This is a genomic window from [Scytonema hofmanni] UTEX 2349 (assembly GCF_000582685.1).
GTDB classification, from domain to species: Bacteria; Cyanobacteriota; Cyanobacteriia; order Cyanobacteriales; family Nostocaceae; genus Hassallia; species Hassallia hofmanni.
This window is the reverse complement of record NZ_KK073765.1, coordinates 14,687-40,928: the sequence shown is the minus strand read 5'-3', so window position 1 is coordinate 40,928 and position 26,242 is coordinate 14,687. Positions and strand designations below refer to the sequence as shown.

Annotated in this window: 24 protein-coding genes and 3 pseudogenes; 18 read left to right on the top strand and 9 right to left on the bottom strand. The window is 39.2% G+C overall.

Annotated features, from left to right (window positions below; all coding sequences use genetic code 11):
• Positions 1-209: 209 nt before the first annotated feature.
• Positions 210-1,051, bottom strand: a protein-coding gene (locus tag TOL9009_RS42905) for an IS5 family transposase (RefSeq protein WP_242055369.1) whose coding sequence is annotated in 2 segments (ribosomal slippage) — positions 210-667 and positions 667-1,051 — 843 coding nt in all. Because the reading frame shifts where the segments join, the coding sequence is not laid out codon by codon here.
• 89 nt (positions 1,052-1,140) lie between these two features.
• Between TOL9009_RS42905 and TOL9009_RS0102965 the strand changes: the two genes are divergently transcribed.
• The 12 genes from TOL9009_RS0102965 to TOL9009_RS0102910 all read left to right on the top strand — a co-directional run bounded on the left by TOL9009_RS0102965 (position 1,141) and on the right by TOL9009_RS0102910 (position 11,102).
• Complete coding sequence (locus TOL9009_RS0102965) at positions 1,141-1,566, top strand: DUF4363 family protein (protein ID WP_029631064.1); 426 nt, start codon at positions 1,141-1,143, stop codon at positions 1,564-1,566.
• A 38-nt stretch (positions 1,567-1,604) separates the two neighbouring features.
• Positions 1,605-1,886 (top strand): hypothetical protein, encoded by a 282-nt coding sequence (locus TOL9009_RS0102960; RefSeq protein ID WP_017307582.1) that lies wholly within the window; start codon positions 1,605-1,607, stop codon positions 1,884-1,886.
• A gap of 367 nt (positions 1,887-2,253) precedes the next feature.
• On the top strand, positions 2,254-3,015 hold the full coding sequence (locus TOL9009_RS0102955) for a COG4705 family protein (protein ID WP_029631061.1): 762 nt from the start codon (positions 2,254-2,256) through the stop codon (positions 3,013-3,015).
• 3 nt (positions 3,016-3,018) lie between these two features.
• Positions 3,019-3,321 carry a hypothetical protein gene (locus TOL9009_RS46805; RefSeq protein WP_186227462.1) on the top strand — a complete coding sequence of 101 codons (303 nt, stop codon included), beginning with the start codon at positions 3,019-3,021 and terminating at the stop codon, positions 3,319-3,321.
• 441 nt (positions 3,322-3,762) lie between these two features.
• Positions 3,763-4,761 (top strand): RNA polymerase sigma factor, RpoD/SigA family, encoded by a 999-nt coding sequence (locus TOL9009_RS0102945; RefSeq protein ID WP_029631058.1) that lies wholly within the window; start codon positions 3,763-3,765, stop codon positions 4,759-4,761.
• 95 nt (positions 4,762-4,856) lie between these two features.
• Positions 4,857-5,234, top strand: coding sequence for a sulfite exporter TauE/SafE family protein (locus TOL9009_RS0102940; RefSeq protein ID WP_029631056.1), 378 nt, complete (start codon positions 4,857-4,859; stop codon positions 5,232-5,234).
• 121 nt (positions 5,235-5,355) lie between these two features.
• On the top strand, positions 5,356-6,192 hold the full coding sequence (locus tag TOL9009_RS0102935) for a sulfite exporter TauE/SafE family protein (protein ID WP_029631054.1): 837 nt from the start codon (positions 5,356-5,358) through the stop codon (positions 6,190-6,192).
• 1 nt (position 6,193) lies between these two features.
• A complete protein-coding gene (locus TOL9009_RS0102930) occupies positions 6,194-6,577 on the top strand; it encodes a DUF1634 domain-containing protein (protein ID WP_029631049.1) in 384 nt (127 codons plus the stop codon).
• A gap of 89 nt (positions 6,578-6,666) precedes the next feature.
• The gene (locus TOL9009_RS0102925; protein WP_029631048.1) at positions 6,667-7,584 is read left to right on the top strand and encodes an alpha/beta hydrolase; all 918 of its coding nucleotides are present in this window, start codon (positions 6,667-6,669) and stop codon (positions 7,582-7,584) included.
• Positions 7,585-7,616: 32 nt separating this feature from the next.
• On the top strand, positions 7,617-8,558 hold the full coding sequence (locus TOL9009_RS0102920; RefSeq protein ID WP_029631047.1) for a lysylphosphatidylglycerol synthase domain-containing protein: 942 nt from the start codon (positions 7,617-7,619) through the stop codon (positions 8,556-8,558).
• A gap of 81 nt (positions 8,559-8,639) precedes the next feature.
• On the top strand, positions 8,640-10,307 hold the full coding sequence (locus tag TOL9009_RS0102915) for a bifunctional lysylphosphatidylglycerol flippase/synthetase MprF (protein WP_029631046.1): 1,668 nt from the start codon (positions 8,640-8,642) through the stop codon (positions 10,305-10,307).
• 108 nt (positions 10,308-10,415) lie between these two features.
• Complete coding sequence (locus TOL9009_RS0102910) at positions 10,416-11,102, top strand: phosphatase PAP2 family protein (protein ID WP_029631045.1); 687 nt, start codon at positions 10,416-10,418, stop codon at positions 11,100-11,102.
• A 278-nt stretch (positions 11,103-11,380) separates the two neighbouring features.
• On the opposite strand, the gene TOL9009_RS0102905 is transcribed toward TOL9009_RS0102910, so the two are convergent.
• The 4 genes from TOL9009_RS0102905 to TOL9009_RS48755 form a co-directional block, all read right to left on the bottom strand.
• Positions 11,381-12,952, bottom strand: coding sequence for a TniQ family protein (locus TOL9009_RS0102905; protein ID WP_038295891.1), 1,572 nt, complete (start codon positions 12,950-12,952; stop codon positions 11,381-11,383).
• A 5-nt stretch (positions 12,953-12,957) separates the two neighbouring features.
• On the bottom strand, positions 12,958-13,602 hold the full coding sequence (locus TOL9009_RS37770; RefSeq protein WP_398343967.1) for a hypothetical protein: 645 nt from the start codon (positions 13,600-13,602) through the stop codon (positions 12,958-12,960).
• 79 nt (positions 13,603-13,681) lie between these two features.
• The gene (locus TOL9009_RS48760; protein ID WP_072022081.1) at positions 13,682-14,644 is read right to left on the bottom strand and encodes a DDE-type integrase/transposase/recombinase; all 963 of its coding nucleotides are present in this window, start codon (positions 14,642-14,644) and stop codon (positions 13,682-13,684) included.
• Entirely contained in the window at positions 14,617-15,396 is a 780-nt protein-coding gene (locus tag TOL9009_RS48755) for a heteromeric transposase endonuclease subunit TnsA (protein ID WP_029631035.1), read from the bottom strand. The genes TOL9009_RS48760 and TOL9009_RS48755 overlap by 28 nt, the downstream gene beginning before the upstream one ends.
• Before the next feature lie 398 nt (positions 15,397-15,794).
• Between TOL9009_RS48755 and TOL9009_RS50285 the strand changes: the two are divergent.
• Both TOL9009_RS50285 and TOL9009_RS37760 read left to right on the top strand, forming a co-directional pair.
• A pseudogene (locus tag TOL9009_RS50285) lies at positions 15,795-16,897 on the top strand (ISAs1 family transposase).
• Positions 16,898-16,904: 7 nt separating this feature from the next.
• Positions 16,905-18,753, top strand: a pseudogene (locus TOL9009_RS37760) (Tn3 family transposase); the annotation flags it as partial.
• 166 nt (positions 18,754-18,919) lie between these two features.
• Here the strand turns inward: TOL9009_RS37760 and ltrA are convergent.
• The 3 genes and pseudogenes from ltrA to TOL9009_RS44275 form a co-directional block, all read right to left on the bottom strand.
• The gene (gene ltrA, locus TOL9009_RS0102870; protein WP_029631029.1) at positions 18,920-20,611 is read right to left on the bottom strand and encodes a group II intron reverse transcriptase/maturase; all 1,692 of its coding nucleotides are present in this window, start codon (positions 20,609-20,611) and stop codon (positions 18,920-18,922) included.
• Positions 20,612-21,341: 730 nt separating this feature from the next.
• Positions 21,342-21,836 (bottom strand): hypothetical protein, encoded by a 495-nt coding sequence (locus TOL9009_RS0102865; RefSeq protein ID WP_038295888.1) that lies wholly within the window; start codon positions 21,834-21,836, stop codon positions 21,342-21,344.
• A 171-nt stretch (positions 21,837-22,007) separates the two neighbouring features.
• Positions 22,008-22,902 (bottom strand): annotated as a pseudogene (locus tag TOL9009_RS44275) (transposase); the annotation flags it as partial.
• A gap of 551 nt (positions 22,903-23,453) precedes the next feature.
• Between TOL9009_RS44275 and TOL9009_RS0102850 the strand changes: the two are divergent.
• The 4 genes from TOL9009_RS0102850 to TOL9009_RS0102835 all read left to right on the top strand — a co-directional run bounded on the left by TOL9009_RS0102850 (position 23,454) and on the right by TOL9009_RS0102835 (position 25,871).
• Positions 23,454-23,933: a hypothetical protein gene (locus TOL9009_RS0102850; protein ID WP_029631024.1), complete on the top strand. Its 480-nt coding sequence runs from the start codon at positions 23,454-23,456 to the stop codon at positions 23,931-23,933.
• A gap of 286 nt (positions 23,934-24,219) precedes the next feature.
• Entirely contained in the window at positions 24,220-24,729 is a 510-nt protein-coding gene (locus TOL9009_RS0102845) for a DUF2808 domain-containing protein (RefSeq protein WP_029631022.1), read from the top strand.
• A gap of 306 nt (positions 24,730-25,035) precedes the next feature.
• The gene (locus tag TOL9009_RS0102840) at positions 25,036-25,521 is read left to right on the top strand and encodes a DUF2808 domain-containing protein (protein ID WP_029631020.1); all 486 of its coding nucleotides are present in this window, start codon (positions 25,036-25,038) and stop codon (positions 25,519-25,521) included.
• 23 nt (positions 25,522-25,544) lie between these two features.
• Positions 25,545-25,871, top strand: a complete 327-nt coding sequence (locus TOL9009_RS0102835; RefSeq protein WP_029631019.1) for a hypothetical protein — start codon at positions 25,545-25,547, stop codon at positions 25,869-25,871.
• Between the two features lie 89 nt (positions 25,872-25,960).
• Here the strand turns inward: TOL9009_RS0102835 and TOL9009_RS37750 are convergent, their stop codons facing one another.
• The gene (locus TOL9009_RS37750; protein WP_038295885.1) at positions 25,961-26,146 is read right to left on the bottom strand and encodes an EamA family transporter; all 186 of its coding nucleotides are present in this window, start codon (positions 26,144-26,146) and stop codon (positions 25,961-25,963) included.
• Positions 26,147-26,242 lie beyond the last annotated feature (96 nt).

Below are 26,242 nucleotides of genomic sequence, written 5' to 3'. Positions count from 1 at the left end.
ATATCTGCCCGTCTAATTGATAATTAATTTCATTTAATATATATCTCAGATGAATTAAGTTGAAAAAATATGATTTTTTTGGACAATCAATAAACTCAAAAACTGTATTTTAAATCATCACTTCAAGAGCCAATTTCATCGTAATTTCATTTATGTATGAAAAACTAAAGAAAAGAAGCTATATTCAATAGACCTCTTGCAAAAGTCGCTCAGGCAAATTCGGTTTGAGGGAGATGAAGCTCGTAATTGTAGAGAGCAGCAATAAGATTAAACCTCAAACTAAATCTTTTTCGACGATTTCTATAAGTAAGGGACAAAATTTTAAATATCTTCAGTTTCCGATGTACATGCTCACCTAAAACTCTGATTTTAGCTAATTCTTGATTCCTCTTTTTATCTTCAGAAGTTAACTTACCTCCTCTGGGCTTTTTCTTGGGAATCCGACTATTGCCATGTAGTTTTTGAATACCTTGATAACCTTTATCTCCCAAGCATTCTATGTCTTTTCTTAACCTAACTTTACTATTTTTAAATATACGAAAATCATGCTCTCTACCTTTACCATGAGCGGTGCAGATGATTTGACCATTCGCTTGGTCAACCACTACTTGTGACTTTAGTGTATGCTGTTTCTTTTTCCCACTGTAGAACTTTTTTTGTTTTTTTTAGGGCGTTCAATCTGACTTTCTGTAACATCAACCACCACGACCTGTAACTGATGATCAGAAGTAGCGAGTTTTTTCTTACCTGGAAGCGTGAAAGCCCTAGATTTAGTCAGCGTATCTTCTATTTTTCGGATAATTCGGTAAGCTGTAGACTCATTTACTCCCCAAGATTGACCTATATGAAAGTAGGTACGGTACTCTCTCCAGTATTCTAATGTCATCAATAATTGATCTTGCAAGCTTAATTTACCTGGTCGTCCTGTTTTCCGTTTTGGCTGGCTGTGCGATCGCACTACCTCTAGCATTTGGTTAAAAGTATCTGGACGTACACCACACAAGCGTTTAAAGTCTTCTGATTTCAGGCTCTTTACCTGTTCGTAGGTCATGGATGCTACCCAACTCTAATCTACTTGTCCCACGCATCTAGGACTTTTGCAAGAGGTCTAATCTCAGGTATATTTTTTAAAAAGGTATTATGAAACGCTTAATCTACATCATTCCCCTGACTGCAATTAGCTTATTGACATTTGTAGGATGCAATAGCTCTCAACAATCTAATACCCAGACCCCTGCTACTACTGAAACGAATGGAGGGACAACAGTGTCTAAAACTCCTGGTGCTACGCTGGGAGGTTTTGATGCTTTGAACAGTGTTGTTTCAAATACAAAAACTGCTGTGGAAGCAGGGAATTTTGATAAAGCCCAACAGGAGTTTGACAAGTTTGAAAACGCTTGGGTTAAGGTTGAGGATGGTGTCAAAACTAAATCTTCCAAAACCTATAATGCGATTGAAGATGCTGCAACTCAGGTGAAGGGTGCGCTGAAAGCAAAAGATAAAGCAAAAGCTCTTGAGGGGTTACAGACACTTAACTCAAATATCGCTACTGTTTCCAAGGGGTGAGAAATCACTAAGATAATTTCCACTGGAGATTTTTGATCATGCGTTCATTTCGCAAGTACCACCGCACTCTGGCGATTATTCTAGCTTTACCGCTTTTTGTAACATTGTTAACTGGTATCGCAGCTACACTGGTGGGTGAGTGGTCAGCTAATATTGGAGTTCCGCGTAGTCTTTTGCTTTCGATTCATCGCGGTGAAATCTTTGGTTTACAAGGAATTTACCCAATTTTGAACGGACTGGGACTTTTAGGGTTGCTGGTGACTGGATTAAGTATGACTAGTTTGTTTGGTAGGAAAAAGCCAAAACCCAAGCAGGATTAGAAAAGGTATAGGTTTACTTAAGAGCGATCGCAGTAGTATATTATTATGTCTTCGTGATATCTAATTGCAGTAGATAGCTTATTTACCAATGTAGTATGGCATCTTTGATGTTTGAGCAAGCTTTGAATTTAGCTCAGAAAGACAAGGCTTGCTTAATGATATTTCACTACTTTACATAGATAATGTTACGAACCTTTGATTGAGTTTGGAACAATATTATATTTTTAATGTGTAATTTTTTTAGTTGCATCACACACCCTACAAAACTTTCCAATTTCTTGACATTTGTTGTTTAGAGTCAAACAAGGCCAAATCACTACGATGAAGGCTTCATCACTACTCTAAAAAATCAAGTAGGACAAATATCATGAAAAAAGTTTTAAACAGGGTTCCAGAGGTTACAGGTTCTTTCTGGATTATTAAAGTTATGGCAACCACAGTAGGTGAAACTGCGGCTGATTATTTGTCAGTAACTCTGAACCTTGGTTTAGGCATTACATCCTATATTATGAGTGGCGTGTTACTGATTGCGCTTTGGAATCAGTTTAGGCTGAAACGGTATGTCCCAGTGAGTTACTGGCTTGTAGTTGTTTTTACAAGCATTACTGGCACACTGATTACTGATAGATTGGTAGATGAGCTTGGAGTTAGTTTGATGACAACTACTATAGTTTTTAGTGTTGTCTTGCTAGTAGTTTTTGCGCTTTGGTATTTCAAAGAAAAAACATTAGCAATGCACTCCATCAACACAGCTAAAAGAGAGCTTTTCTACTGGGTGGCTATTTTATTTACGTTTGCTTTAGGTACGGCAACAGGAGACTTACTAGCAGAGGCTTTGAAGCTAGGTTACGCCCAATCAGCACTAATATTTGGTGTTTTAATTGCGATAGTAGCTGGTGGTTATTATTACTTTAGAATTAATGCAGTTTTGGCATTTTGGATAGCATATATCTTGACTCGTCCGCTTGGCGCATCTATGGGTGATTTACTATCTCAACCTGCTAAAAATGGTGGCTTTGGTTTAGGTACAGTTGAAACTAGTATGCTTTTCCTTTCTATAATCGTAAGTCTGGTTATTTACTTAAGCCTTAAGCAGAAGCAACCAGCGCCGATTGACCAACAAGATTGATTAATGATGGCGACGATTTGCCATATTGCTCAACAGTGGGATACTGGTTTAATTATCTTAGGTTGGCATGACCACTGTGCGATGGGCTACACCCCGCCGGAGGCGCGATCGCCTCCGATTGCACTCGGTAATGTAAGTGGAAGCGGACTAGCCAGAGCAATTAAGGCTGGTAGCCCTAACAGCCGTAGAATGGGCGTACCAATTGAACTCCCGCCTAAACCAAACAGCCCAGAACAGAAACCCATGCCGACTCCAACCAATATTTCTAAAAACCAAGGAAGTGAAGTCATATTAAATAGAACCTGATATTTTTCATAAAGATTGAGTACGCTTACTGAATGCGTGATTGTAGTTATTTAATTTCGATAGACATCACTTTTTCAACTCTTTGACAAAATCCTGCAACATCAAGCTCTTAACTTAAAAAATATCAGTTTTGGCTGAATTAAGCATATCTGCTCACCACCAGAGAAATCTTTCCGAGTTCTTAACTTTTACCCCTTAATGTGAAGTTACAAAACGAGATTATAGGAATTAAAAGCTATGAATACTTTAGACTGCAATTCTTAAAATTTTACTCCCAAAGACTTAATTACTGTTTATGTTATTCCGTCAGAAAAAAGAAGCAGTTCAATGAATAAAATTCATTATTTCATTCTAATTTCATTTCTTGATGTCATACTAACTACACAGAGCCAAAAATCATTCACTCCAAGTTAATCAGTATTTACAAAGGTTCAAAAAACTATGAAAAATATATCTCATCCATCTATAGAAGTAAGCGATAAAAATGAAAAACCCTTATCCAATGCTGATATTGTGCGTACTTATCTACACGAAATCGGACGTATTCCTTTGTTAACTCATGAACAAGAAATTGATTTGGGCAAGCAAGTACAACAAATGATGAACTTACTCGCTGCTAAAGAAAAACTAGCTATTCAATTAAAGCGTCAACCTACACAAAAAGAATGGGCTGAAAATATAAATATTAGTGAAAAATCACTAGTGCAACAACTACACCAGGGACATCAAGCAAAGCAAAAAATGATTAGGGCTAATCTACGACTTGTAGTGTCTATTGCTAAGAAATATCAAAGACGTAATCTAGAATTTCTCGACTTAATTCAGGAAGGAAGTTTAGGTTTAGAGCGAGGAGTTGAAAAATTTGACCCTAGCAGAGGGTATAAGTTTTCAACTTATGCTTATTGGTGGGTTCGTCAGGCAATTACACGAGCGATCGCCGAACAAGGGCGTACTATTCGCTTGCCTATTCATATTACAGAAAAACTCAATAAAATCAAGCGAACCCAACGTGAACTAGCTCAAAAATTAGGTCATACTCCTAGCGCAGTTGATATTGCTGAAGAACTATCTTTAGACCCCAAACAAATTCGAGATTATTTACTCTTAGCACGTCAACCTGTCTCTCTGGAATTACGAGTTGGCGCAGAAAGAGAGACGGAATTACAAGATATGTTGGAGGATGAAGGAGTTTCTCCTGAATTTTACACTGAGCAAAAGTTTCTCCAACAAAATATTCAAAATTTATTGTCAAAACTAACTCCCCAGCAACGAGAAATATTAAATTTACGTTTCGGTTTAGTAGATGGAAATGAACTGTCCTTAGCGGAAATTGGTCAGCGCATGGGTGTTAGTAGAGAACGAGTAAGACAGATAGAGCTACAAGCTTTGAGTACTCTACGCAGGTATAAAGAACAAGTGCGTAGTTATCTGGCTAGTTGATGCTGAGAGCATAATACGAATAGCAACATCAATTTCAGCTAATAAAAAACTCTGTGATACTGGCAAAAGTACATTAATGAGGAATAAGTTTAATTATGACTAATATTTGGCTTTGCATAATTTTGGGATTGGTAGCAGGAATTGTTAGTGGCATGACAGGTATTGGTGGTGGAATAATTATCTTACCTGCTTTGATTTTTTTCTTAGGATTCTCTCAGCACCAAGCACAAGGAACTACATTGGCTTTGTTAGTTCCACCAATAGATTTATTAGCAGCATGGACTTATTACAAGCAAGGATATGTAGATATAAAAGTAGCTGCACTTCTCTGTCTAGGATTTATTTTAGGTGGGTGGTTCGGTGCCAAAATAGGAACGAGTTTACCGAATGGGGTTTTAACTAAAATATTCGCCTTGCTACTAATTACTAGTGCTATTAGAGTTTTATTTGCAACCCCTAATGATTCCGTGTAATTAATTATTTCTTAACTTGTTTACTATATAATGCAGGCGTTGCTATTGAGTTTTTCAATAAGCAACGTTTAATTTAGAAGCGAAGGTGCGTTGGCGTGACGCGCCCATTGGAGGTGTTCGCTTGAATGTTTTAGAATTTACCCTATTAGTCTGGATTAGTTCTGCTACCGCAGGCTTTTTGGGAGCGTTGACAGGCTTAGGTGGTGGAGTGGTGCTTGTCCCTCTATTAACTTTGGTTTTTGGTGTTGACATTCGTTACGCAATCGGTGCTTCGCTAGTATCCGTAATTGCAACTTCTTCCGGTGCGGCTTCTGCTTACGTCAAAGAAGGCTACACTAATTTACGCTTGGGAATGTTCTTGGAAGTAGCAACAACATTTGGAGCGATCGCAGGTGCAACCATAGCCGCTTTTGTTTCCACTAGAATACTCGCTGTGGTGTTTGGATTTGTTTTACTTTACAGCGCCCATCTCTCGCGTCAATCCCGTCCTGAACACTCAGCTGATACTCCACGTGATCGTTTAGCAACTCGTTTAAAGCTAAATAGCACTTACCCAACTCCTGAAGGTGAACAATCTTACAATGTCTATGCTGTTCCCGTAGGATTTAGTCTGATGTTTGTCGCCGGAGTGCTTTCCGGGTTACTTGGTATTGGTTCTGGCGCACTCAAGGTACTAGCAATGGATCAATTCATGCGGATTCCGTTTAAAGTTTCTACTACTACCAGTAATTTTATGATTGGGGTGACAGCAGCAGCTAGCGCGGGTGTGTACCTGAAACGAGGTTACATCGACCCTGGACTAGCAATGCCTGTCATGTTAGGTGTACTTTTAGGCGCATTATTGGGAGCTAGGGTATTGGTAAAAGCAAGAGTAGGCGTTTTAAGAAATATTTTTAGTTTAGTCATTGTGCTATTGGCAATTCAAATGATTTATAACGGCTTGACTGGGAGAATTTAAAATGTCCCAAAATCGACACAACTTAAGTGAAAGACAAGTCGAACTTTTGGTTGGAAATTTGTTAAGATATGGCGTACTTTTAGCTTCAACTTTAGTCTTGATCGGCGGAGTTTTATACCTAATTTATCACGGCAAAGAAACTCCTAATTATCAAATCTTTCGCGGTGAACCTCCAGCTTTTCGCTCTCCTGAAGGAGTAGCAACCTCAGCATTATCAGGTCGCCGTCGTGGCATCATTCAACTTGGATTGTTGTTATTAATTGCTACTCCTGTTGCTAGAGTTGCTTTTTCTTTGTTAGCTTTTATACGTCAGCGAGATATCACCTATATTATTTTGACTTTAATTGTTTTGACTGGGCTGGTTATTAGTTTTATAGCTGGTTAACAAATAATTGTCTACTGTTTTGATTGTGAGCAATTATAGAAAAGTTTAATTTTAATATTATTTTGAGATAATAACCAAGGAAATTATAGATGAAGTTACGATGGTCAAATATTTTACTAGCAGGTATAGCCATAGTTGCTATCTTGTTGGCAACTGGCTATTGGTATGTGTTCATTGCTGGTGCGCCGCAACTCGACCCTCCGCAGGTAGAGAAAAATACAGGATTGTCATTTGAGGTAAAGACTTTCAACAGCAAAACAATGGGAGAAGTGCAACAATATGGCTTAATTCTCCCTCCCGATTATGCCAAGAACCTAAAGAAACGCTATCCAGTAATCTTTCTACTCCACGGGGGACATGGCGATACTCGTGCTTATCAGGATAAAGCAGCCGTCACCTCCGTGCTACATGACCTTTACAAAAGTGACAAATTACCTTATTCAATAGTTATTACCCCAGATGGCAACGACAAGCGCGGTACAAGTCCATTTTGGGATTCAGATTACTATGATGGCCCCAATGGTAAAGTTGGCACTTTGATTGGTTCAGAGTTAGTCAAAATTGTGAAATCTCGTTATCGGACGTTGAATGAACCGCAGTTTTGGGCAATGGGAGGACAGTCAAGCGGTGGTTGGGGAGCTTTTAATATTGGTTTACGCCACTTGAATAACTTTAATATTTTCTTTAGTTCTAGCGGCTACTTTACCGATAGCAGTGGTACGGCAAATAGTCCCCAAGATTTTATTGAAAAAATACCAGTTGCAGAACGTAAACGCATTAGAGCATATTTGGATGCTGGAGAGCAAGATAAAGAATTTCTTACCTCAACTCAGCAGTTTCATCAAACTCTAGATAAGTTAGGAATTGCAAACGAATTCCATGCTTTTCCTGGCGGTCATGGTATTGTTGGCGCAGATGTTGGCTGGAACTATTGGCACAAACATCTAGCAGACCAACTTACTTATGTGGGAAAGCAATTTAAGCAAGCCTCAGCGCAGAAGAATTAATCAATCTGCTTTATACATTCTTGACTTTAAAGATGAATCGAAAACGCTTTTCTCAAATTAGTTTATCTGTTTTTGGCTTGTTGTTGTTTGCTTTCTCTCTTTGGACAATCAACAACGAACTGCGGCAGCATAACCTAAGTGATGTTCTTCGTAGTTTGACAGAAATTCCCTCAAATCGCTTGTTTATAGCCATTGGATGCTCCATCGGAGGCTATCTAGTACTCACTAGTTATGATTTTCTAGCCTTCCGCTATATCCGTCATTCGCTTCCTCCTAGTGCAATTATTTTTACAGCTTTTATCAGCCATGCTATCAGTAATTCTGTTGGCTTTGCTCTTTTGACAGGTGGTGCTATCCGCTACCGTCTTTATTCAAATTGGGGGGTATCAGTGGGAGCGATCGCTCAAGTAATTGCCTTCGAGAACCTGAGTTTCTGGTTAGGACTATTCGCCGTAAGTGGGATAATATTTCTTCTTGAACCACTCACCATTCCTACCCTACTAAATTTACCCTTTGTCTCTGTTCATCCAATAGGAGTTATTTTTTTACTCATTGTAGTGGCATATTTACTGGGAAGTTATTTTTACAATCAAACCTTGAGTATTCGTGGACAGACATTTTCTTTTCCTTCCTTTTATCTGTCCTTAAAGCAAATAGGGGTTTCTTTGCTGGACTGGGGATTGGCGATCGCTGTTCTCTATCTTCTTCTACCCCCAAGTATTCCTTTGTCCTATTTCGGCTTTGCTGGTATCTACTTATTAGCAATGATTGCAGGCATTGTTAGCAATGTTCCTGGAGGCTTAGGAGTGTTTGAAACCGTAATACTTTTGCTACTGCCATCAGAAGTAACAGCCCCAGCAGCTTTGGGTTCGCTAATAGCTTACCGAGGAGTTTACTACATCCTGCCTTTGACAGTTGCAGTGGTGTTGCTGGGTTTGTATGAAATTAATCAACGGCTAAAAGCGCGTTCTTAGCTTAATTTATGTTTAACCCAACTTGAAATTAAACTTGCTCCACGACACAATCAAATAGTTAAGCAAAGTGAGGAAAAGCAATTGCTAAATAAACGTCAACGGATTGGATTGTGGACAGCCTCTATTTTAACCGCTATGGTAGGGGTTGTTAACTTGATATCTGCGGTTACTCCTAATTCACCTAGACGCACAGAATTAATAGAGCAATTTGTTCCTTTTGATATCCGCGTAGGTGGACATTTTTTTGCAGCAATTTCTGGATTTATATTGTTAACTCTGGCAGTTAATTTATTACGACGTAAGCGAGTAGCTTGGTTACTAACAGTTGGGTTGTTAATTGTAACTATTATTAGCCATTTAATCAAAGGTTTGGACTATGAAGAAAGTTTATTAGCTGGAGTTTTACTAGCTCAACTTATTTTAATGCGTAATGTTTTTACAGCACAATCAGATCGTCCTTCTATTACTCAGGGAATTCGAGTTTTAATTGGTGCATTGCTGTTTACATTATCTTACGGCACTGTAGGTTTCTTTCTACTAGATAGGCAATATACGGTTAATTTTGACTTACCAGAAGCGTTGCTGCAAACTTTGGCAATGTTTTTCACAGCTGATAATGCAGGGTTAGAACCTACAACGCGATTTGGACAGTTTTTCGGCGATTCAATATATTTCGTAGGTGCTTCTACATTAGCTTATGCTTTATTCATGCTCTTACGTCCGGTATTATCAAGAAATCATGCTTTAGAAGTAGAAAGAAAACGAGCAAAAGAAATTGTAGAACAATATGGAAAATCTTCTCTAGCAAGATTCACTCTCTTTGATGATAAAACTTATTATTTCAGTCCTTCTGGGAAAAGCTTCATTGGTTATGTAGCAAAAGGTAGAGGTGCAATAGCTCTGGGCGACCCCATTGGCCCTCTTGAAGAAAGACAAGAAGTAATTGTTGGGTTTCAGCTATTTTGTGAGAAAAATGACTGGTATCCCGCATTTTATCAAACTTTACCAGATGATTTAGATATATATAAATCTTTAGGCTACCGTACTGTTCAAATTGGCGAGGAGGCAATTGTTGACTTATATAGCTTCACCCTTCAAGGCAAAGCTAATCAAAATTTAAGAAATGCTCTTAATAGGCTTACTAAGTCGGGTCATCAAGTTAAATTTTATCAACCACCTATTGCAGATGAATTATTAAGAGAATTGAGAGCCGTAAGTGATGAATGGCTTAAAATGATGCAGGGAGCTGAGAAAAAGTTTTCTGTTGGTTGGTTTGATTATGACTACTTGCGTGAATGCGAAATTATGGTTGTACATACTCCAGAAGGAGCAATTAGTGCCTTCGTAAATGTGGTATCAGAGTATCAGAAAAATGAAATTACTATTGACTTGATGCGACGACGTACAGAAATTGAGAAAGGGACAATGGAATTTTTATTTGTCTCAATGTTTCAGCACTTTCAGCAACTCAAATATGACGGTTTCAATTTGGGCTTATCTGCACTTTCTGGAGTTGGAGAAACACAAAATTCTCCCAAATTAGAAAAAGTATTAAAATATCTTTACGACCACTTAAATAAGTTTTACAACTTTAAGGGTTTACATACATTTAAAGACAAGTTTAGTCCTCGTTGGGAACCTCGTTACTTAGTGTATCCCAATTTAGCTGCACTACCCAATACAGTGGTAGCTCTGGTAAGGGCAGATTCAGGGGATAGATTACTAGATTACTTTAAACCAGGTGCTTAGGAGCCTAGTTTGAGTAAAATAACTCAATTTTTGATTCAAAATGTCTTTTCAAGTTCTTAACTATTGTTCTGTAAGCTATAAGTCCATAACAGATTTAGATATAACTCAATGATACGAAAAATTTCTACCTTTTGGTTACGCCATATATATCCTCGTTTAGCTCCTTTAATTGCCACGATTGGTTTAGTTGGACTTACTGTTTGTCTGCTAATTTTGTTTATTGTCGCCAAGCTTGCTGAAGAAGTTCTGGAAAAAGAAGCTTTTGCATTTGATACATCTTTCTTATTATGGCTACATCAATTTGCCAATCCGAGTCTTGATAATTTAATGTTATTTATTACGAATCTTGGTAATCCAAAGACAGTAGTAGTAGTCGCAGCATTTACTTTAGGAATACTTTGGTGGCGACGTTACCGAGTAGAAACATATATTTTTGTGCTTACCTGTTTAGGAGGCTTAATTTTAAATACAGGTTTAAAGTTATTTTTCTCTAAACCCCGTCCACAACTTTGGAATCTTTTGATTTCTGAAAAGTCTTTCAGTTTTCCTAGCGGTCATGCACTAGGCTCTATGGTAATGTATGGTTTTATTGCCTATATACTAGCTACTCATTATCCTCAATTTTCGCGGTTAATCTATGTTTTAGCAGTTATTTTAGTAGTGGCAATTGGTGTTAGTCGGCTATATTTAGGTGTCCATTGGCCCACAGATGTAATTGCAGGATATGGTGTTGGATTTTTGTGGTTGATGATATGTATTACGATGCTGAAGCTACAGAGATTAAGACAAGAATAGTCTGTCGATAGCGAAAGCTAATACAGCAGCATAATAATGAGTACATATCGAATAAAGGCATCCAAATCACTATTACCTGTAAAATTCAGCCATCACGTCTCACCTTCTTGAAACGCTAACTGTAGCGAACTGCAAACATCGCAGGGCTATTTGGGATTGAGCCGAGATTGTCGGTGGAAGGATAATATTGCCGTTTTGGCAAGCTTATGCTTCCAGTACATACTGGCAGATTTATGCTTCTAATCCTAAGCATAAGTTGTACTCAGTGGCTTCATGTGTTAATCATAGCCAAAAGACTGTTGAACTTCACGTAAGTAAGACCGAACCCAGAGATTACGCATCACTCCGGGCTTGGTAAGAAGTTGAGTAACCCGACGTTGTGTAGGTTTTTGTCCTTGTGAATGAAGCAATTGAGCAACATTTTGTATTTCTTGGCATACAAGCTCTCTTTTTTCTTCACCAATTGCCTTATTGTATTCTTTGTAACGTTTGGAGATAGAACGAGAAAGTTCAGGAAAATATCTGTATAAATAGCTGTTATTTTTGTAGCCTAATCGTCGGGAAATTTCTTGAAATGATGGAGGTGGAAATTCCTGAAGCGCTAGTTCGAGAACAGGTTGAATTTTTTGCTGTTTACTCACGCTTTTATAATCAGCATGTCTAACTCTAATTATTTGACATAAGGAAGGAAAATGATTCTGTAAAAAAAGAGGACGATATTTTAGACGAAGCGCAACATCTTCTAAAGAAGGTGGTGGGTATTCATTAGTTACTTCTTGAAGAACTATATTTAAAACTTGTTTTCTCTCTGAATTTATTCTTTTATAAGCTTTTCTTGGTTTATCAGCCTGAGTTGTTAACGAGCCACAAGTAATATTATCAAAAACTAAAACATCTGTTGTCAAAAAATCTAGCAGTTTGATTCTCATCTGATGGCTCAGTAGTAAAACTTTATCGATTTGAGGTATTACTTTTCCTTTGCACCATGAACCGATTGTTGCTTCATTTACTGAGATGGCACGAGATAAAGCAGCTTGATTTGATTGAAATACTTGATTAATAAAATTAGAAATTGTATTACTAATCCGATTTGAATTAAGAGGAGATTTTATAGTGGGTGCAGCTGCGATTAAGTCTCCCAATTCGTGATTCACATGAAGTTGCCAAGCAATTTCATCCGATGAGTTCATTTTGCTTACTCCACCACTTTTATATTGAGAACTTCCCAGCCATTTACCGCATTTATTACAGTGTCCGGTCTGGGAATCACCAGAAAGTACAAGCTGTTTAGCCAAGCAATGAGGACACACAGATAAAAAAGGGTGGTGATGGATTGAACAAATATCAACTATATTAATGCACCAAAGAAGTGGCTCATAAATACTTTTGTTAGTATCACGCCATTCTTGGTAGCAAAAAGGACACCAAGCACGCTCGTGGCGAAGTAAACCCCTTTTAGAAAGCACTTTTACCCAAGGTCTGAGGGTAAGAAAGTGTAAGTCTGTTCGTTTCGTCAGGGCGGACATTGCATGTACTAAATTAGCTGCTGTTAAGCCCGTTCCATTAGTTGCTGTTCTATCTCTATTAACTCCAAGAATTTTGCTGATACTTTCATTTCTTGAGTTTGATAATTTTCTTTCTCTACCCATAAGTGGGGCAATTTCATTTAGGAGTAATTGCCTAGTAGTAATGCAATGTTGTTCAGCGAGTCGAATGACATAACCAGTTAAACTTTCTACATAATGAGTTCCTATGCCAATTGGTTCTAAATTATACAAACGGCTTCTTGGTGGAATCGGAGGTTTTTGCGTATTCCAAGATGGGTAAAGTTTTAAGGTTAGTGTGGGCATATTATTCAGCTTCCTACTTGACGACGCTTCGGTTTGGGTTGTCCGACTTTAGAATGCACTTTCTTTTTAGTTGAGTTGCCCTGTTGTGGTTGAGTCTGAACTTGTTTAATGTGATTATCAATTGACACCTTGGAAATTGGTAAGCCCAATTCCGCACGCAGTTGCTGAACTTCTGCCTCAATTTGTGCCTGATTATTTTCACCTTCTTTAATTTTTTTGAGGATGTTCCGGCATTGGGCAACGGATAAGGCGCGACGCTCTAGATGTTTAAGCCCAACAGAGTCAGTTCCTTCGTTAATTGCATCGAACAATGCATTCTGAAACCAGTTTTTAAGAATTCCTACACAACCCAAACTTCGCTCGTAACAGTAATCCCAATGTGATACTAAATCAGGCTCTTGCTGTAAAGGCATATGAAGTTGAAAACCCCAAACCACACTTTGGAATACTTCTCTGTCTTGCTCTACATCAGCATGGTAACGGGGAAAGTGTAAGTAAACACTACGTCGGCTTAACTGGTCGCCAACATCATGTAAGGTCAACAATTCGTATGTACCTACTAACCCATGCACAACTTCAGTTCTGTTAGCTAAGGACTTTATAGCTTCAGGTAAATCTGTTAGCTTGCGCCCAGAAGCTACCATTAGCATATGATGAGCTTCATCAATAAAAAATATTTTGGGTTTACGATGTTTAAGAGCTTGCTCTAATGCCCATCCTAAATCAGTTTCAATGACTTTTGGCTCGAACTTTAAATTCTTGATGATGATTGGTTTTACGTTTTTGCAACTCAGTTGTTGCCAGCCAAATCTCTTTTTCTGAACGCCCTTTAAAAGCTGCATAATATTCGCTAATACATTCAATCCACTGACCACGAACATAGGCATAAGCAATCCCAATATCAAATGGGTCGTATCTTATTGCCACATACGTTTTGTGAATACTAGGGTCGCGGAAAGCCGAATTCCAGTAATGAATTCCTCGAATTTGTATCCCTTGGACTGGGTGAACTTTTACTTTCTGTGATTGTGTTGTTGGTAAAGTTAAAATTCTCAAGTTTTCGTCCCAGGGTATTAGTCGGTGAGTTCTTAATCCATACTTTGCTATACCTTGATTAAATGCGTCAGAAGGAGACATCCCTAAAGCTGGATGTTCTGTTGTGTCATATTCTGAGTAAGCCCATTCGCAAAGATACAGATACAATAACCCAAGAGTCCAAATTGCTAGATTTTTAGGGTTGACTGTTTTGGTCATCAACCTGACTTTTTTGGTAATCTGCGTGTTACCAGCTAAGTTATAAACAAATTGAGTGTTAGCTGTTCCAAATAAACGCTCGCAAACTCCACTAAATCGGGATGCAGCAGGGGGACGGTGTTTGAGCGTGCATTCAAACAGAGCTAACAAGCTCTCGAAGTAGGTACTGTGGAATTCTTTACCGTTGTCTGTGACTATGATTTGGGGCAAACGTGAGTAGCGCATTACACAAATCCGCAGTACCATCATGCAACTGCGGTAACTCGGAGGGTCAAAAGTTAAATAAACTGCTAATATTCTTCTGCTGTAAGCGTCTACCAGAAATGTAGCCCAAGGTCTGCCAAGTACTTGGTCTGTATGTGAACATCGTAGCTCTATGTCCAATTTTGTGTGGTCAATATGACAAACCTCTAAAGACCTATCTCCGTGTTTTGGCATTGTTCTGGCTCAACTAGTAAGCACGCCCCTAAATCTATATAAATCTGCTCACTAGCAATTAAAAAATAAATCGAGTCGGCGCTAATTCCTAACTTATTGTCAAGCAATTGATTCAGAGTTATTCCTGGTTGAGCGCGAACAAGATTTTCAATTAACTCGTCTGACCTATTCCTCAGATTTTTGGATTCATCAATAGCACGATAATAATCTTCTAAAAAGGTTAGATTGCGGTATAAAATCCAATTAATTTTAGCATCTGAAAAAATTTGAAAATCAAATCCAAATTGAGCGGCATACGATAAAGCGGGTGGTGAGAACCAATAACCATCACTATTAAAGCTGTAACGATGAGGCTGTTTGACAAGCAACTTTTGTAATTCTTTTTCTGTTTTACACTCTACCCACCCAGCGCTCGAAGCTCTGATAACGAAAAAGTCCGGGGTGTAGAAAAATCCAAGATTTCGTCCCGACTTGGACTGGTAATTTATTTTAAATGCCGGAGGTTGGTCGTAATATTCCAGAACCGACTCATCATGCTCTAGTTCATATATAAAGGGAAGCTCGACTTTATGAGACTCAAATTGAATGCTTTTTTGATTCTTTTTGCTGGGATAAAAACCTGAAACATTCTTTCTTCCACCCCCTACTCGTCGCGTTGGCTCACTAGAACGAATATCCGTAAGAGTTGAGATTGATAATTTTGATAATTTTTGGTCGCTACACCATTTTTTAAACTCGTAATCGGTGAGCATTTTTCTTACTCCCTGAAACTTGAGTTAGACATACAGTCTATAACAATGGCACGTAAGAAGTAGCAAACACTAATTAATTGGGAGAAACAGTAACCGATTATTACTCAAGCCATTGCACGGGATCTGATGTGTTATTAATTGTACCTCTAGCTACAAAAGCGTTTTGAACGAGTCATCTAATTTAACAATTTTGGCACGCTTATTGTTCCATTTTGAGTTTTCGGCACTATTATCATTCCAATTGCCAAATTTTTGGCATCAGTGATTAATGGCAGAATAAACGTTTTGAGCTTTGTCGTGGCAATATTATGGTTCCATTTTTGGCAATATTATCCTTCCACCGACAGTAAAAGTTGTATGGTAAAATGCAGCACTAAAAATGGAATGTATCTATTACCATGAGTCAAGCAGCAATTATCGAAGCTTTTCTAGAGCTTCAAGACCCCCGTCGCCGTGCTGGGCAACGTCATACTCTGCCATTGTGTCTAGCCTTGTTTACCCTGGCGATCGCGGCCGGAAATAAAGGATTTTTAGCAATAGGAGATTGGATTGTCAGCTACCGGCAGCAATTAATAGAGCTGTTAAAGCCAGAAAAAAATAGACTACCTTCTTATAGCACCTTGCGTCGTGCCTTGTTGCACATAGATTATGAACAGTATGGAGTGTGTCTTGCCAAGTTCTTTAATGTACAACCAATCTATGGAGAAACCATTGGGTTGGATGGCAAAGTCCTTAAAGGTTCATATCAACTCGAAGAAGATAATCCAAATTCCGACTCTCACCCAGCAATTATGTTAGTCAGCACCTATATCGTCGAGCGGGGCTTAATTTTAGAACCTTGTGAAGTTGATGCCAAAACTAATGAAATTAAAGCTCTACCGATTTTGATTGAGAAACTGGCACTCAAAGGTGTAGTTTTCGCTTTTGATGCCATTAATACCCAAAAAAAACTTGTGAATTGATTATCGAAACTGGCAATGATTATATTGCTGCTCTTAAAGGCAATCAACCAGGTCTGTTTCAAGAAGTTAAAACAAATTTTCTAGCTGAATTTACTGTCTCCCAGATAAATAAAGGTCATGGTCGAATAGAGAAACGTAGCGTTAGTGTCTGTCAAACAATAAATGATATAAGGTTTTGGCCTGGTCTGAAAACTTTAATTCGAGTCCAATCGGAACGTCAGACTATCAGGCATAATCATATTAAAGTCAAAAGTGAGACACGCTATTACATATCTTCCTTAAGTATAACGGCACAAGAATTTGGCGATCGCATTCGGGGATATTGGGGTGTTGAAAATAAAGTCCATTATATTCGAGATGTAACCCAAGGAGAAGATGCTTCTCGAATCCGTACTAAACCTTTACCTCAAATTTTTGCTATTGCTCGTAATTTTACTCTTAATTTATATCGAAACCAAATGTTTGAAAATATGGCACAAGCTCAACGATTATGTTCATTTGGGTTAGACACACTCAAGCAAGTTTTTAGAATGAAATAGCCCTGGAGTATATACAGTTATGCGGTCTTCTTATAGTGGGCATTATCGTCGAATTTTACCGTTGATTTTAAAACAATTAGAATTTCGTTCCAATAATGAGGTTCATCGTCCAGTTATTCAAGCTTTAGAATTACTTAAAAAGTATGCCGATAGCAAACAAAGCTACTACGATGCTGGAGAAGATATACCCATCGAAGGTGTACTGCGGAGTGGTTGGCAAGAAATTATATTAGAAAATAATTCCGAGGGTGAAATTAAAGTAAACCGCATCAATTATGAATTAAGTGTACTTCAAGCTTTGAGAGAAAAGCTCAGATGCAAGGAAATATGGGTTGTAGGAGCCAATCGTTACAGAAATCCCGAAGAAGATTTACCTGTGGATTTTGATGCACAAAGGTTAGAATATTTCCAAGCTTTGAAGCAACCGTCTGATGTGGAAGTATTTATTGCTGATTTACAGCAACAAATGCATGAATCATTAAATTTATTAGATAAAGGTCTACCTAAAAATAACTTTGTCAAGGTTAAAAAAACGGGTAAAAATCGAATTACCGTTTCTCCTTTAATTGCACAAGATGAACCTGCCAATTTGACGCGATTAAAAGCGGAAATTACTAATCGTTGGCGTATGACTAGTCTCTTAGATATTTTGAAAGAGACTGATTTGAGAATCAATTTTAGTCAACATTTTAAAAGTGTCTCAACGCGAGAAGTATTAGGTTCTTGTACTTTACAGAAACGCTTATTGCTTTGTTTATATGGTTTAGGAACAAATGCAGGAGTTAAACGCTTATCCGACGAAGTTAAAGGTGATAATTATCAGGATTTACTCTATGTAAAGCGTCATTTTGTCCATAAAGACCAGTTACGTAACGCTATTGGCTGTGTTGCACTCTTCTATTTTCAATGCTAGAAATCCCGTTATTTGGGGAGAAGGTTCAACCGCTTGTGCTTCCGACTCAAAAAAGTTTGGTGCTTGGGACCAAAATTTAATGACTGAGTGGCACATCCGTTACGGTGGACGGGGTGTAATGATTTATTGGCATGTTGAAAAGAATTCTGTTTGTATTTATTCGCAGTTAAAAACTTGTTCTTCCTCTGAGGTGGCGGCAATGATAGAAGGATTATTACGCCATTGCACCGAGATGAAGGTAGAGAAGAATTATGTGGATAGTCACGGGCAAAATGAAGTTGCTTTTGCCTTCTGTCATTTACTTGGTTTTCAGTTAATGCCGCGTCTCAAACGTATCAATGTTCAGAAATTATACCGCCCGTCCATTGGAAATAATGATGCTTATCCAAACTTACAACCGATTTTAACTCGTGCAATAAATTGGGATTTGATTCGCCAACAATACGACCAAATGGTAAAGTATGCTACTGCTCTGCGTTTGGGTATGGCGGAGACTGAAGCTATTTTGAAACGCTTTACTAGAGGTAATTTATTACACCCTACTTATCAAGCCTTGGCGGAATTGGGTAAGGCTGTAAAAACTATCTTTTTGTGTAAATACTTACATTCAGTTGAACTGCGACAAGAGATAAATGCTGGGCTAAACGTGGTGGAGAATTGGAACGGCGCTAATGGCTTTATTTTTTACGGCAAAGGTGGAGAGATTGCCACCAATCGCTTGTCAGACCAAGAATTAGCTGTGTTATCTCTGCATTTACTACAGATATCATTAGTATATATAAATACTTTAATGATTCAGCAGGTTTTGTCGCAGCCGCAATGGATGAAGTTGATGGGTGTGGACGAGTTGCGAGCGCTTTCACCTCTAATTTGGGGTCATGTAAATCCCTACGGTATTTTTCGCTTGGATCTGAATGAAAGGTTGCTGATTGAGTCGGGGTAAATGTATCTAAAAGCATCAGTGTAGAAGTTTTTTACTTCGTAGCCTGAGAGTCAATCACAGCAAGACTTTCAGGCTATCTTGGCGGGTAAAGAGGCACACGTCGCCGTGTCCCCCTCCCCTCAGAACGGCTCGTGACAGTTTCCCATCAAGCCGCTCAAGCATCCAACTACTCAGAAAGTTTATTGGAGTTGTGCAGATGGCGGTGACAGGCTAAGTGCAGATGTATAAGATTTTCTGCCATGTCTGTACCTCCGTCCGCAACTCGAATAAGATGGTGTGTGTGCAATTCTTCTCCATTAAACAAATGTTCGTGACACACCGGGCAACGCCAAAATTGGTTCACAGCAACTTTGTAAAGCTTTGAGCCTTTATCCCAATAGGTTTTTCCGTATCGGGTTTGACGTTGTTGCCAGTAGTCTTTTAGCTCTGGGTCATCTGGAGATGCAGTTCCTTTTACCTTAACGTGCCGTTGAATAGCAACCGTAGGCAAGTACAACAGGGTAATGGTTGTCCATTTTCCCCGACGGTCTTTAACGGTGGCTGCAAAATTCCATTTTCTGCCGTTGATAGTTTTGAAGTATCGGTTGGCAACCCATCGCTTTCCTTTGTTTGGGTGTCTCCTGAGAGACCACTTCCAAAGAGCTTTCCAGATTTGGTGGTCTACGTAGCTAAACACCCGCTTGCTCACACTGTGTTTGTAGTAATTGCTCCAACCTCTGAGAATCGGATTAAGGTGGTAGATAACCATCTCCGGTGTGGCTTGCTTATTGGCATTAAGCCATTCTCGAATGCCTTTGAGAAGGTCTTTGACCTTTTCTTTTTGTGGCATAACGTAGCAGCTACCTTGGAACTGTCGGATGTGGAACCCCAAAAAACTAAAACCTTGTTCCACCGGAACTATTTTGGTTTTATCTGGATTCAGTTCCAGTCCTCTTTCCCGTAAAAACTCTTCGAGGGTGGTAACAATCGCTTCGATGTCTTCCTTCGTCTCAGCCGTAATTAGAAAATCATCCGCGTAGCGAATGTAACCATACTGCGGAGGGTTGTGAGTACAACTTTTGTACCGCTTAGTCTTTCGATACCCTGTTAATAATTGCTCTAGACCGTCTAGGGCTATATTTGAGAGTAAGGGGCTGATAATCCCCCCCTGCGGTACTCCGCTTGACGTTGGGTGAAACATCTCTGCTTCTACATACCCTGCTTTCAACCACTGTTTAATTAACTCTCGACCCGGAATAAGTCCGATGGCTTTGAGAATGTAGTCGTGGCTGATGTTGTCAAAAGCACCTTTAATGTCGGCATCTAAAACCCAGGTGTCTCGTCCCGAGCGGAGCCTCAGCCATGTTTGCTCAATGGCATCATGGCAGCTTCTTCCTGGGCGAAAACCATAGGAATTTGCCTCAAACCGTGCTTCCCAGCTTGGTTCTAGGGCATTTTTGACAATTGCCTGTGCAATTCGGTCTACAAGGCAAGGTATTCCTAGCGGTCTAAGTTTTCCTCCCGATTTGGGAATGTAAACCCGTTTAACTGGGTGTGTTTGCCATACAGTATATTCTTGCATTTGTTTGACCAAAGCCACCCTCGCTTGTGGGGTAAGAGCTAGCTGACCATCGATGCCAGCAGTCTGCTTGCCCAGATTTTCTTGGGTGACTCGTCGCACGGCTAAGAGCAAATTGGAGTAACTGCGTAACATCAGTTTCATCAGGCTTCTAACCTGGTTCCACTGACGCTTCTGAGTAGCCCGATAAATCCGTTGTCTCAAGTTCTTCACCCGTCGCTTGATTTGCTGCCAATTAATGGCAGACCACTTCTGCAACGGTTCCGTCGCTCCGATGTCATTTCTGACTCTATCTTTCACGTCGGTTCAGTCCTTTTACTAGCGGTTCGTCGTTGAACACCTGCTGGAAGTCTGCCAGATTTCTCCGTGGAATAATGTTTAAATCCCTATCTCCCGCATTACCAGGAGCATTCGCTTTCTCCAGCTTCCTTTACCCCTTGGGTAATTCAGCCTTCCTTACGGTTGGCTTACTCTGGTGTCTTAAAAAGAACATCGGAGAACCCATTGGGCTTACCGTGTTCCGTGTATTTGACCTGCAACCGTTTTGGGTTCCATCTATACAAGGCGTGAGTGCTTTGTTCCCTCGTTGCTGACGCTTGACACCCCAGCAACCGACTCACTTACCTTTTGGTTAGAGTGTTTCAGCCTGATTTCACTCCTTTGTCATCACGAAGTTTAAGATGATTCACGGGTGTTAACCCTTGACGATTTTCCCTTTGCTTGCCCTACCGATTTAGGCTATTAGTAGGTAAGCTTTCGTGCCTTGCATTCCGCTGATTTCATTACTTACTTTCAACGTAGGCGGGGTCAATGACCCTTTTACGTAGGAACGGAGAGAAGGAAATCTCCGGAGAGGAAAGCCTCTCAGTCACATAGCGCGGATGCGCCTGATACACGACTTTCACGTCGCACGCCCCTGGTGACAGCTTCGCTGACACTGTTGGCGAAATATTTCTTCACATTAAAAAGCGATAAAACCAATCAATTTGGAAAAATCCTGAGTGATTTCTTGCAGCAGTTTTGACACCAATCAGAAACTGTCAACCATAAGTTTTATTTCTTGAATAAATCGATTGAGTGCTTTCTGTGCTGCTTTGTAACCTGAAGCTTGTCGTCCCAACTTCAATTCAAATAAAATGCGATCGCGTATCGCCTCAAAATCTACGATGTCATGTACAAAGTTTATAGCAGACCGTTCCTTAAGTGCCGAATTATACGATTGAATAGTCTGCACTTCGGCTCGGAGCCTCTCTATCTCCTCCTCATACCGTGTAATACTCGGTAATGGTTTGGTAAAATTCTGTGCGTTAGAGGTTGAAATATTTGATTTATCCCGTGTAATACACGGGATAAGGTTACTTCTAACTATTTCCTCTAAATAGTCAGCCCTGGTTAATCCCAAGCATTCGGAGGCGATACCTAATACCTTCCAGGTATCATCTGTCAATCGTAAAGAACGCACTTCACGATATTCTGAGCTTTTAATCGCAAATTTACCCTGAATATCTCTTTTAATTTTTTTCATAGAATATGCTTACCATGTATTACACGGTAAGAGCAAAAAACTTTTGAGGATTTGTCAACCGTGTATTACATGGTATAATTGTTTTGATTTATTTTTCAAGCACCTTGTGGTTGCAATTGTTTGAAACGAGACGAGCGAGTCTGAGCAAGAGGTATCCCTGCCAGCCAAGCATCCAACCCAATCGACGCTACGCTTGGAACTGTAGTGGGCTTCGACATCATGAGGGGAATGAATAGCGATTGTAGATGGTGGCATATCTTTAACAGTACGCCATTTTACTTGGACATCTGGTTCTGGGGCATAAAATTGCTGTACCCATATTTGGCGGAGAGTTTCGACTGCTGGTATTTGTCGTAACTGCTGTGGTACAGTTGGTTCGTAGATTGCGTTTAACAACGATAATCCATCCGCACCAATAGTACTAGCCAACGCTTCCCGTTCAGAGTCAAGCTTTGGTAAACGATAGTTTTCTACACGACGACCATAACGGTCAAACCAATCAGGCTGAATATTTGTTGCTAACCAGTCAGGTACTGCAACTGCCAAACTATTTAGGGCTAAACGCATCCCTTCCCCTAACGTTTCCAATCGATTGAGAACGCGGATTGCACCTAAAACGTGGGTTGAATCTGTACGCTGTCGGCGATAAGTTTTAAGGAATTCGGCTTCCCTCAACCGGGGAACGCAATATATCTAGTAACTTTTGCTCTGCACCGCCAGCAAGTAATCGAGTACGGAACTCGGAAAGGATGGAATAGTCAAAGCCTGGGTCGGTTAAAGGGAGGCTCAATAGATACTTCCAATCAATATGTCCACGTACTGCATCTGCCGCTTGTCTGTCAGATAAATTCTCCATAAATTGCATGATACAAACAAGCGCTAACCGCCAAGGCGCATATGCTGGCTGCCCGTTAGTGGGGAAGAGGTCTAAAAATGCTTCTGAGTCAAAAATGCTTCCCAATGTATCCCGGATTTCCATGTAAATATTCCCGAGTGGAAAAGATCCGCGTGCCACATCTACTGTTTGTTGAGGTATGTCGGGGATATTTTGGGGATGCATCGACATGGTAGCAAATTATTATTTCAACAGGATTTAATTATCCTATCTCTGTGGAAGCAACCATAATTTTCGTGCAACATTATGTTGCCAAAATTGTTAAGCAATGTTTCGCCAACAGTGTCTTCGCTATATCTACCCCTATTAGGGCGAGAAGGAAAGGGGTCATTTGTCCCTTAAGCATTTTTAAATGATGATTTTTTACAAATGTAAAATTGCTTTGCAAGTTTAAAAGTATCCTGTTTTGCAAAACAATATTTTTATGATTAATAAAAGTCTTTACGAAAAGCCACACAAAGAGCATCTATCTTCGCTCTAACACTTAGTTGTGGTATAAAACTGCTTTAAAATATACTCTCATCTAAATTTAATTTATCATGAGCGCAAGTGCAGTCTATCAGCCCTTACACTAAGACGCAACATAAATAAATAAATTTTCTGAACCAGCCAAAATTTCATCTTGATTTCATAGTGACCTGCCAAGCTAGTTAGGGAAAGCTTCATTCACTAAGGATGAATCGGTAGTCTAATTAGAACTCTTTTTGATTATAGTAGTCAAGATGATGCGAAAGTTAATTGATATTAGTGTATTGACTATAAGTGCCGTAGCTATTACCTATGCTGGCTATGCAAGCGCTAAGACAGATAAAATTAAACCTAAAAATATTGAGAATAATATCCAGTTATTTTCAACCCACTGGCAGCTTGTTAAACAAGTTTTTCAAATATATGTCCCTAAGTATGGCAAGCCTCTTTCACGGCTAATAATTGACACTCCCTCTACTGTAGCTGTGAGTAATGATATTGATGTTTTCGATGATAAGGGTCAAAAAGTTAACATCAATATTTCTGTTTATGAGAGAAAAATTCGCATAACTTTTCCAGAAACGGTTACTTATAGCACTAGTAAGCTTCTGGTTTCACTTAATAAAGTACGGCAACCAATAAATGGATCTGTAACTATTTACAGTTTGTCAGCTAAAGTCATTGGAAGCGATGCAGAGATTCCCATAGGTCAAGCTCAGTTTCGTAAATTTTAGTTTTCACTTCATTTTTAGATTTTTTGGAATTAGCACAAATTTCATCTTGATTTCATAGTCACCTGTCAAACTAATAAATAGAGGTAGAAGACTGTTTTGTAAAACGTCTATACAAAAACGAATAAGTCAACTGTTGGTAAGCTATTAACTTACTCCTATGAATGTGTGAATTTAGGGATAGTTTGTTGTGAGTTTATCAAACTTTGATGTATCGATTAAGAACAGGTTCATCAATAAAAATGAGCAAAAAATATTGCTAACTTTATTGATTAAATTAGAGGTAAATATGAAGAAAGCACTAGTTTCTGCCGTTGTATCTACTTTAGCGATCGCCCTAGGAGGGGCTTTGCCGATCGCACTTTCAATTCCCGCTAGCTATGCAAGTGCAAGGGATGATAACGGTACGGTTCCCCATGTTGATGGTAACTCCCAATTTCCTCCTACAAAATGGCGGATTGTTAGACACACTATCCGGTTACATATACCAAAAAATAGTAAGGCTGTTTCCCAATTAATTATTAAAGTTCCAGAGAATGTAACATTGAGTAGTGACATTAAAAATATTAAGGTTATCGATGAAAATGAACATAAAGTTAACTCAAATATTTCTGTGAATGATAAAACTATACAAATAGATTTTTCTGAACCAGTGACCCCTGATACTAAGTTCTATATTGAGCTAAATAATGTAAAAAGACCAACTCTTGGTAATGGGGCTGTCTACCGCTTATCTGTCAAAGAAATTGGTATTAATGGAGAGATTCCCATCGGTGTTGCTCAGTTTCGCATCTATTAGCTTCAATCTAGTTTAATCTCTTAATCAACTACTATCCCATCTACCTCATGACTGGGGTAATATAGCCAAATCTAACATCTAACTCACACTTCACAAATTGCAACTTCCTTATCTTCACCTTAATTCAAATGTTGGAAGATAAGGATTTTTTTATTTTTGGATTTTCCAAAATAACATGAGACATATTTTAAACAATAATGAATACTTATATTTTACTAGATAATATTTCATCTTTATTTCATAAGTAAGCCTCAAACTAATAAGTATAGAGGCTATTAAGTTATTACCTCAACGAGGAAACAAGTTATGAAAAAGTTACTTTACGCCGCTACACTCACACTTGCGATAGCATCTTCATTTTCCGCTGCTTGGGCAAAGAATCCAAACGATGCAAAAATCTCCCATCTGGGCAATAGTGCTGCAATTCCTAACTATTCTAATACATCAGATGCTACTCACAAATTTGATGTACATGTTCAAGGAAAAGCTCTTTCAGGATTGTCGATTAATTTACCAGAAGGAATAAGTATTGATAATGGAATTGAAGTCAAAGAAAAATCTGGTAAAAAAATACCAGCAACAGTTTCTATTAATAATAGAAAAGCTGCGATCGCTTTCTCAGAACCAGTAGCTCCCGGTAGAACAATATCAGTGTCTATGAACGGGATTAATACTCCCTTCTATGCTTCAGGGGATGCTCCAACCTGGCTATATCAAGTTTCTGCTCAAAAGGTTGATTTTAAGGAAGAAATTCCACTCGGTCTACCACAAGTTCAGATTTATCCTGACTAAATAAGGAGAATAGGGAATTTGCGATGAAAACTCTTTTTATTAGTGGTGCATTTATTCTGGCTATCGCGTCTTTAGGTTCAACTGCTTTTGCACAGGAGAATAGGTCTAATACGAGTATTTGTAATTCTATTCCCCCAGCAAGACCTACTGGTGGAGCTACCGCAGTAAGACTCCAAGCTTTGGAGCAGTGCTATAAAGGACTTCCACAAGGTACAATACAATCCAGCATTACAGGAGTATGTGCATTCGTTCCTCCAGCAAGACCTACTGGTGGAGCTACCGTAGCAAGACTTGAAGCTTTGCAACGGTGCGATAAGGAACTTTCGCAAACCACTACTCCATCCAAATAGTGCAATAGTTTGTAAAACTATCCCCCAGCAAGTTCTTGCTGGGGGACATACTTTTAAGAGATATCAAGCTTGGGTTAGCCTTTGATCGATTAACGGTAGATAAACAACAACCCCACCCCAGCGATCGCTACCAACACACCCAAAATAGTTAGTAAAATGCCAACCCAAGCGACGGGTGTCAGTTGTTCATGCAAAAAGATAGTAGATGCAATTGCAGCGATCGGCGGACCCAATGTCTTCAATAGTAGCGTTTGTCTTGCACCCAAGGTATTCAATGCTGCAAAATAATGGGAAGAAGCTTTCAGGACTTACGCAACTGGCACAAAATGCGGGCGGGGCTTCGCCCCACCACGCGGTAATTTAAATCAGAC

Bases quoted from the DNA above. Each gene is read 5' to 3' on its own strand.
- TOL9009_RS0102965 (WP_029631064.1), top strand. From the start codon at position 1,141: ATGAAACGCTTAATCTACATCATTCCCCTGACTGCAATTAGCTTATTG.
- TOL9009_RS0102960 (WP_017307582.1), top strand. From the start codon at position 1,605: ATGCGTTCATTTCGCAAGTACCACCGCACTCTGGCGATTATTCTAGCT.
- TOL9009_RS0102955 (WP_029631061.1), top strand. From the start codon at position 2,254: ATGAAAAAAGTTTTAAACAGGGTTCCAGAGGTTACAGGTTCTTTCTGG.
- TOL9009_RS46805 (WP_186227462.1), top strand. From the start codon at position 3,019: ATGATGGCGACGATTTGCCATATTGCTCAACAGTGGGATACTGGTTTA.
- TOL9009_RS0102945 (WP_029631058.1), top strand. From the start codon at position 3,763: ATGAAAAATATATCTCATCCATCTATAGAAGTAAGCGATAAAAATGAA.
- TOL9009_RS0102940 (WP_029631056.1), top strand. From the start codon at position 4,857: ATGACTAATATTTGGCTTTGCATAATTTTGGGATTGGTAGCAGGAATT.
- TOL9009_RS0102930 (WP_029631049.1), top strand. From the start codon at position 6,194: ATGTCCCAAAATCGACACAACTTAAGTGAAAGACAAGTCGAACTTTTG.
- TOL9009_RS0102925 (WP_029631048.1), top strand. From the start codon at position 6,667: ATGAAGTTACGATGGTCAAATATTTTACTAGCAGGTATAGCCATAGTT.
- TOL9009_RS0102920 (WP_029631047.1), top strand. From the start codon at position 7,617: ATGAATCGAAAACGCTTTTCTCAAATTAGTTTATCTGTTTTTGGCTTG.
- TOL9009_RS0102910 (WP_029631045.1), top strand. From the start codon at position 10,416: ATGATACGAAAAATTTCTACCTTTTGGTTACGCCATATATATCCTCGT.
- TOL9009_RS0102905 (WP_038295891.1), bottom strand. From the start codon at position 12,952: ATGCCCACACTAACCTTAAAACTTTACCCATCTTGGAATACGCAAAAA.
- TOL9009_RS37770 (WP_398343967.1), bottom strand. From the start codon at position 13,602: ATGCTAATGGTAGCTTCTGGGCGCAAGCTAACAGATTTACCTGAAGCT.
- TOL9009_RS48760 (WP_072022081.1), bottom strand. From the start codon at position 14,644: ATGCCAAAACACGGAGATAGGTCTTTAGAGGTTTGTCATATTGACCAC.
- TOL9009_RS48755 (WP_029631035.1), bottom strand. From the start codon at position 15,396: ATGCTCACCGATTACGAGTTTAAAAAATGGTGTAGCGACCAAAAATTA.
- TOL9009_RS0102865 (WP_038295888.1), bottom strand. From the start codon at position 21,836: ATGAAAAAAATTAAAAGAGATATTCAGGGTAAATTTGCGATTAAAAGC.
- TOL9009_RS0102850 (WP_029631024.1), top strand. From the start codon at position 23,454: ATGATGCGAAAGTTAATTGATATTAGTGTATTGACTATAAGTGCCGTA.
- TOL9009_RS0102845 (WP_029631022.1), top strand. From the start codon at position 24,220: ATGAAGAAAGCACTAGTTTCTGCCGTTGTATCTACTTTAGCGATCGCC.
- TOL9009_RS0102840 (WP_029631020.1), top strand. From the start codon at position 25,036: ATGAAAAAGTTACTTTACGCCGCTACACTCACACTTGCGATAGCATCT.
- TOL9009_RS0102835 (WP_029631019.1), top strand. From the start codon at position 25,545: ATGAAAACTCTTTTTATTAGTGGTGCATTTATTCTGGCTATCGCGTCT.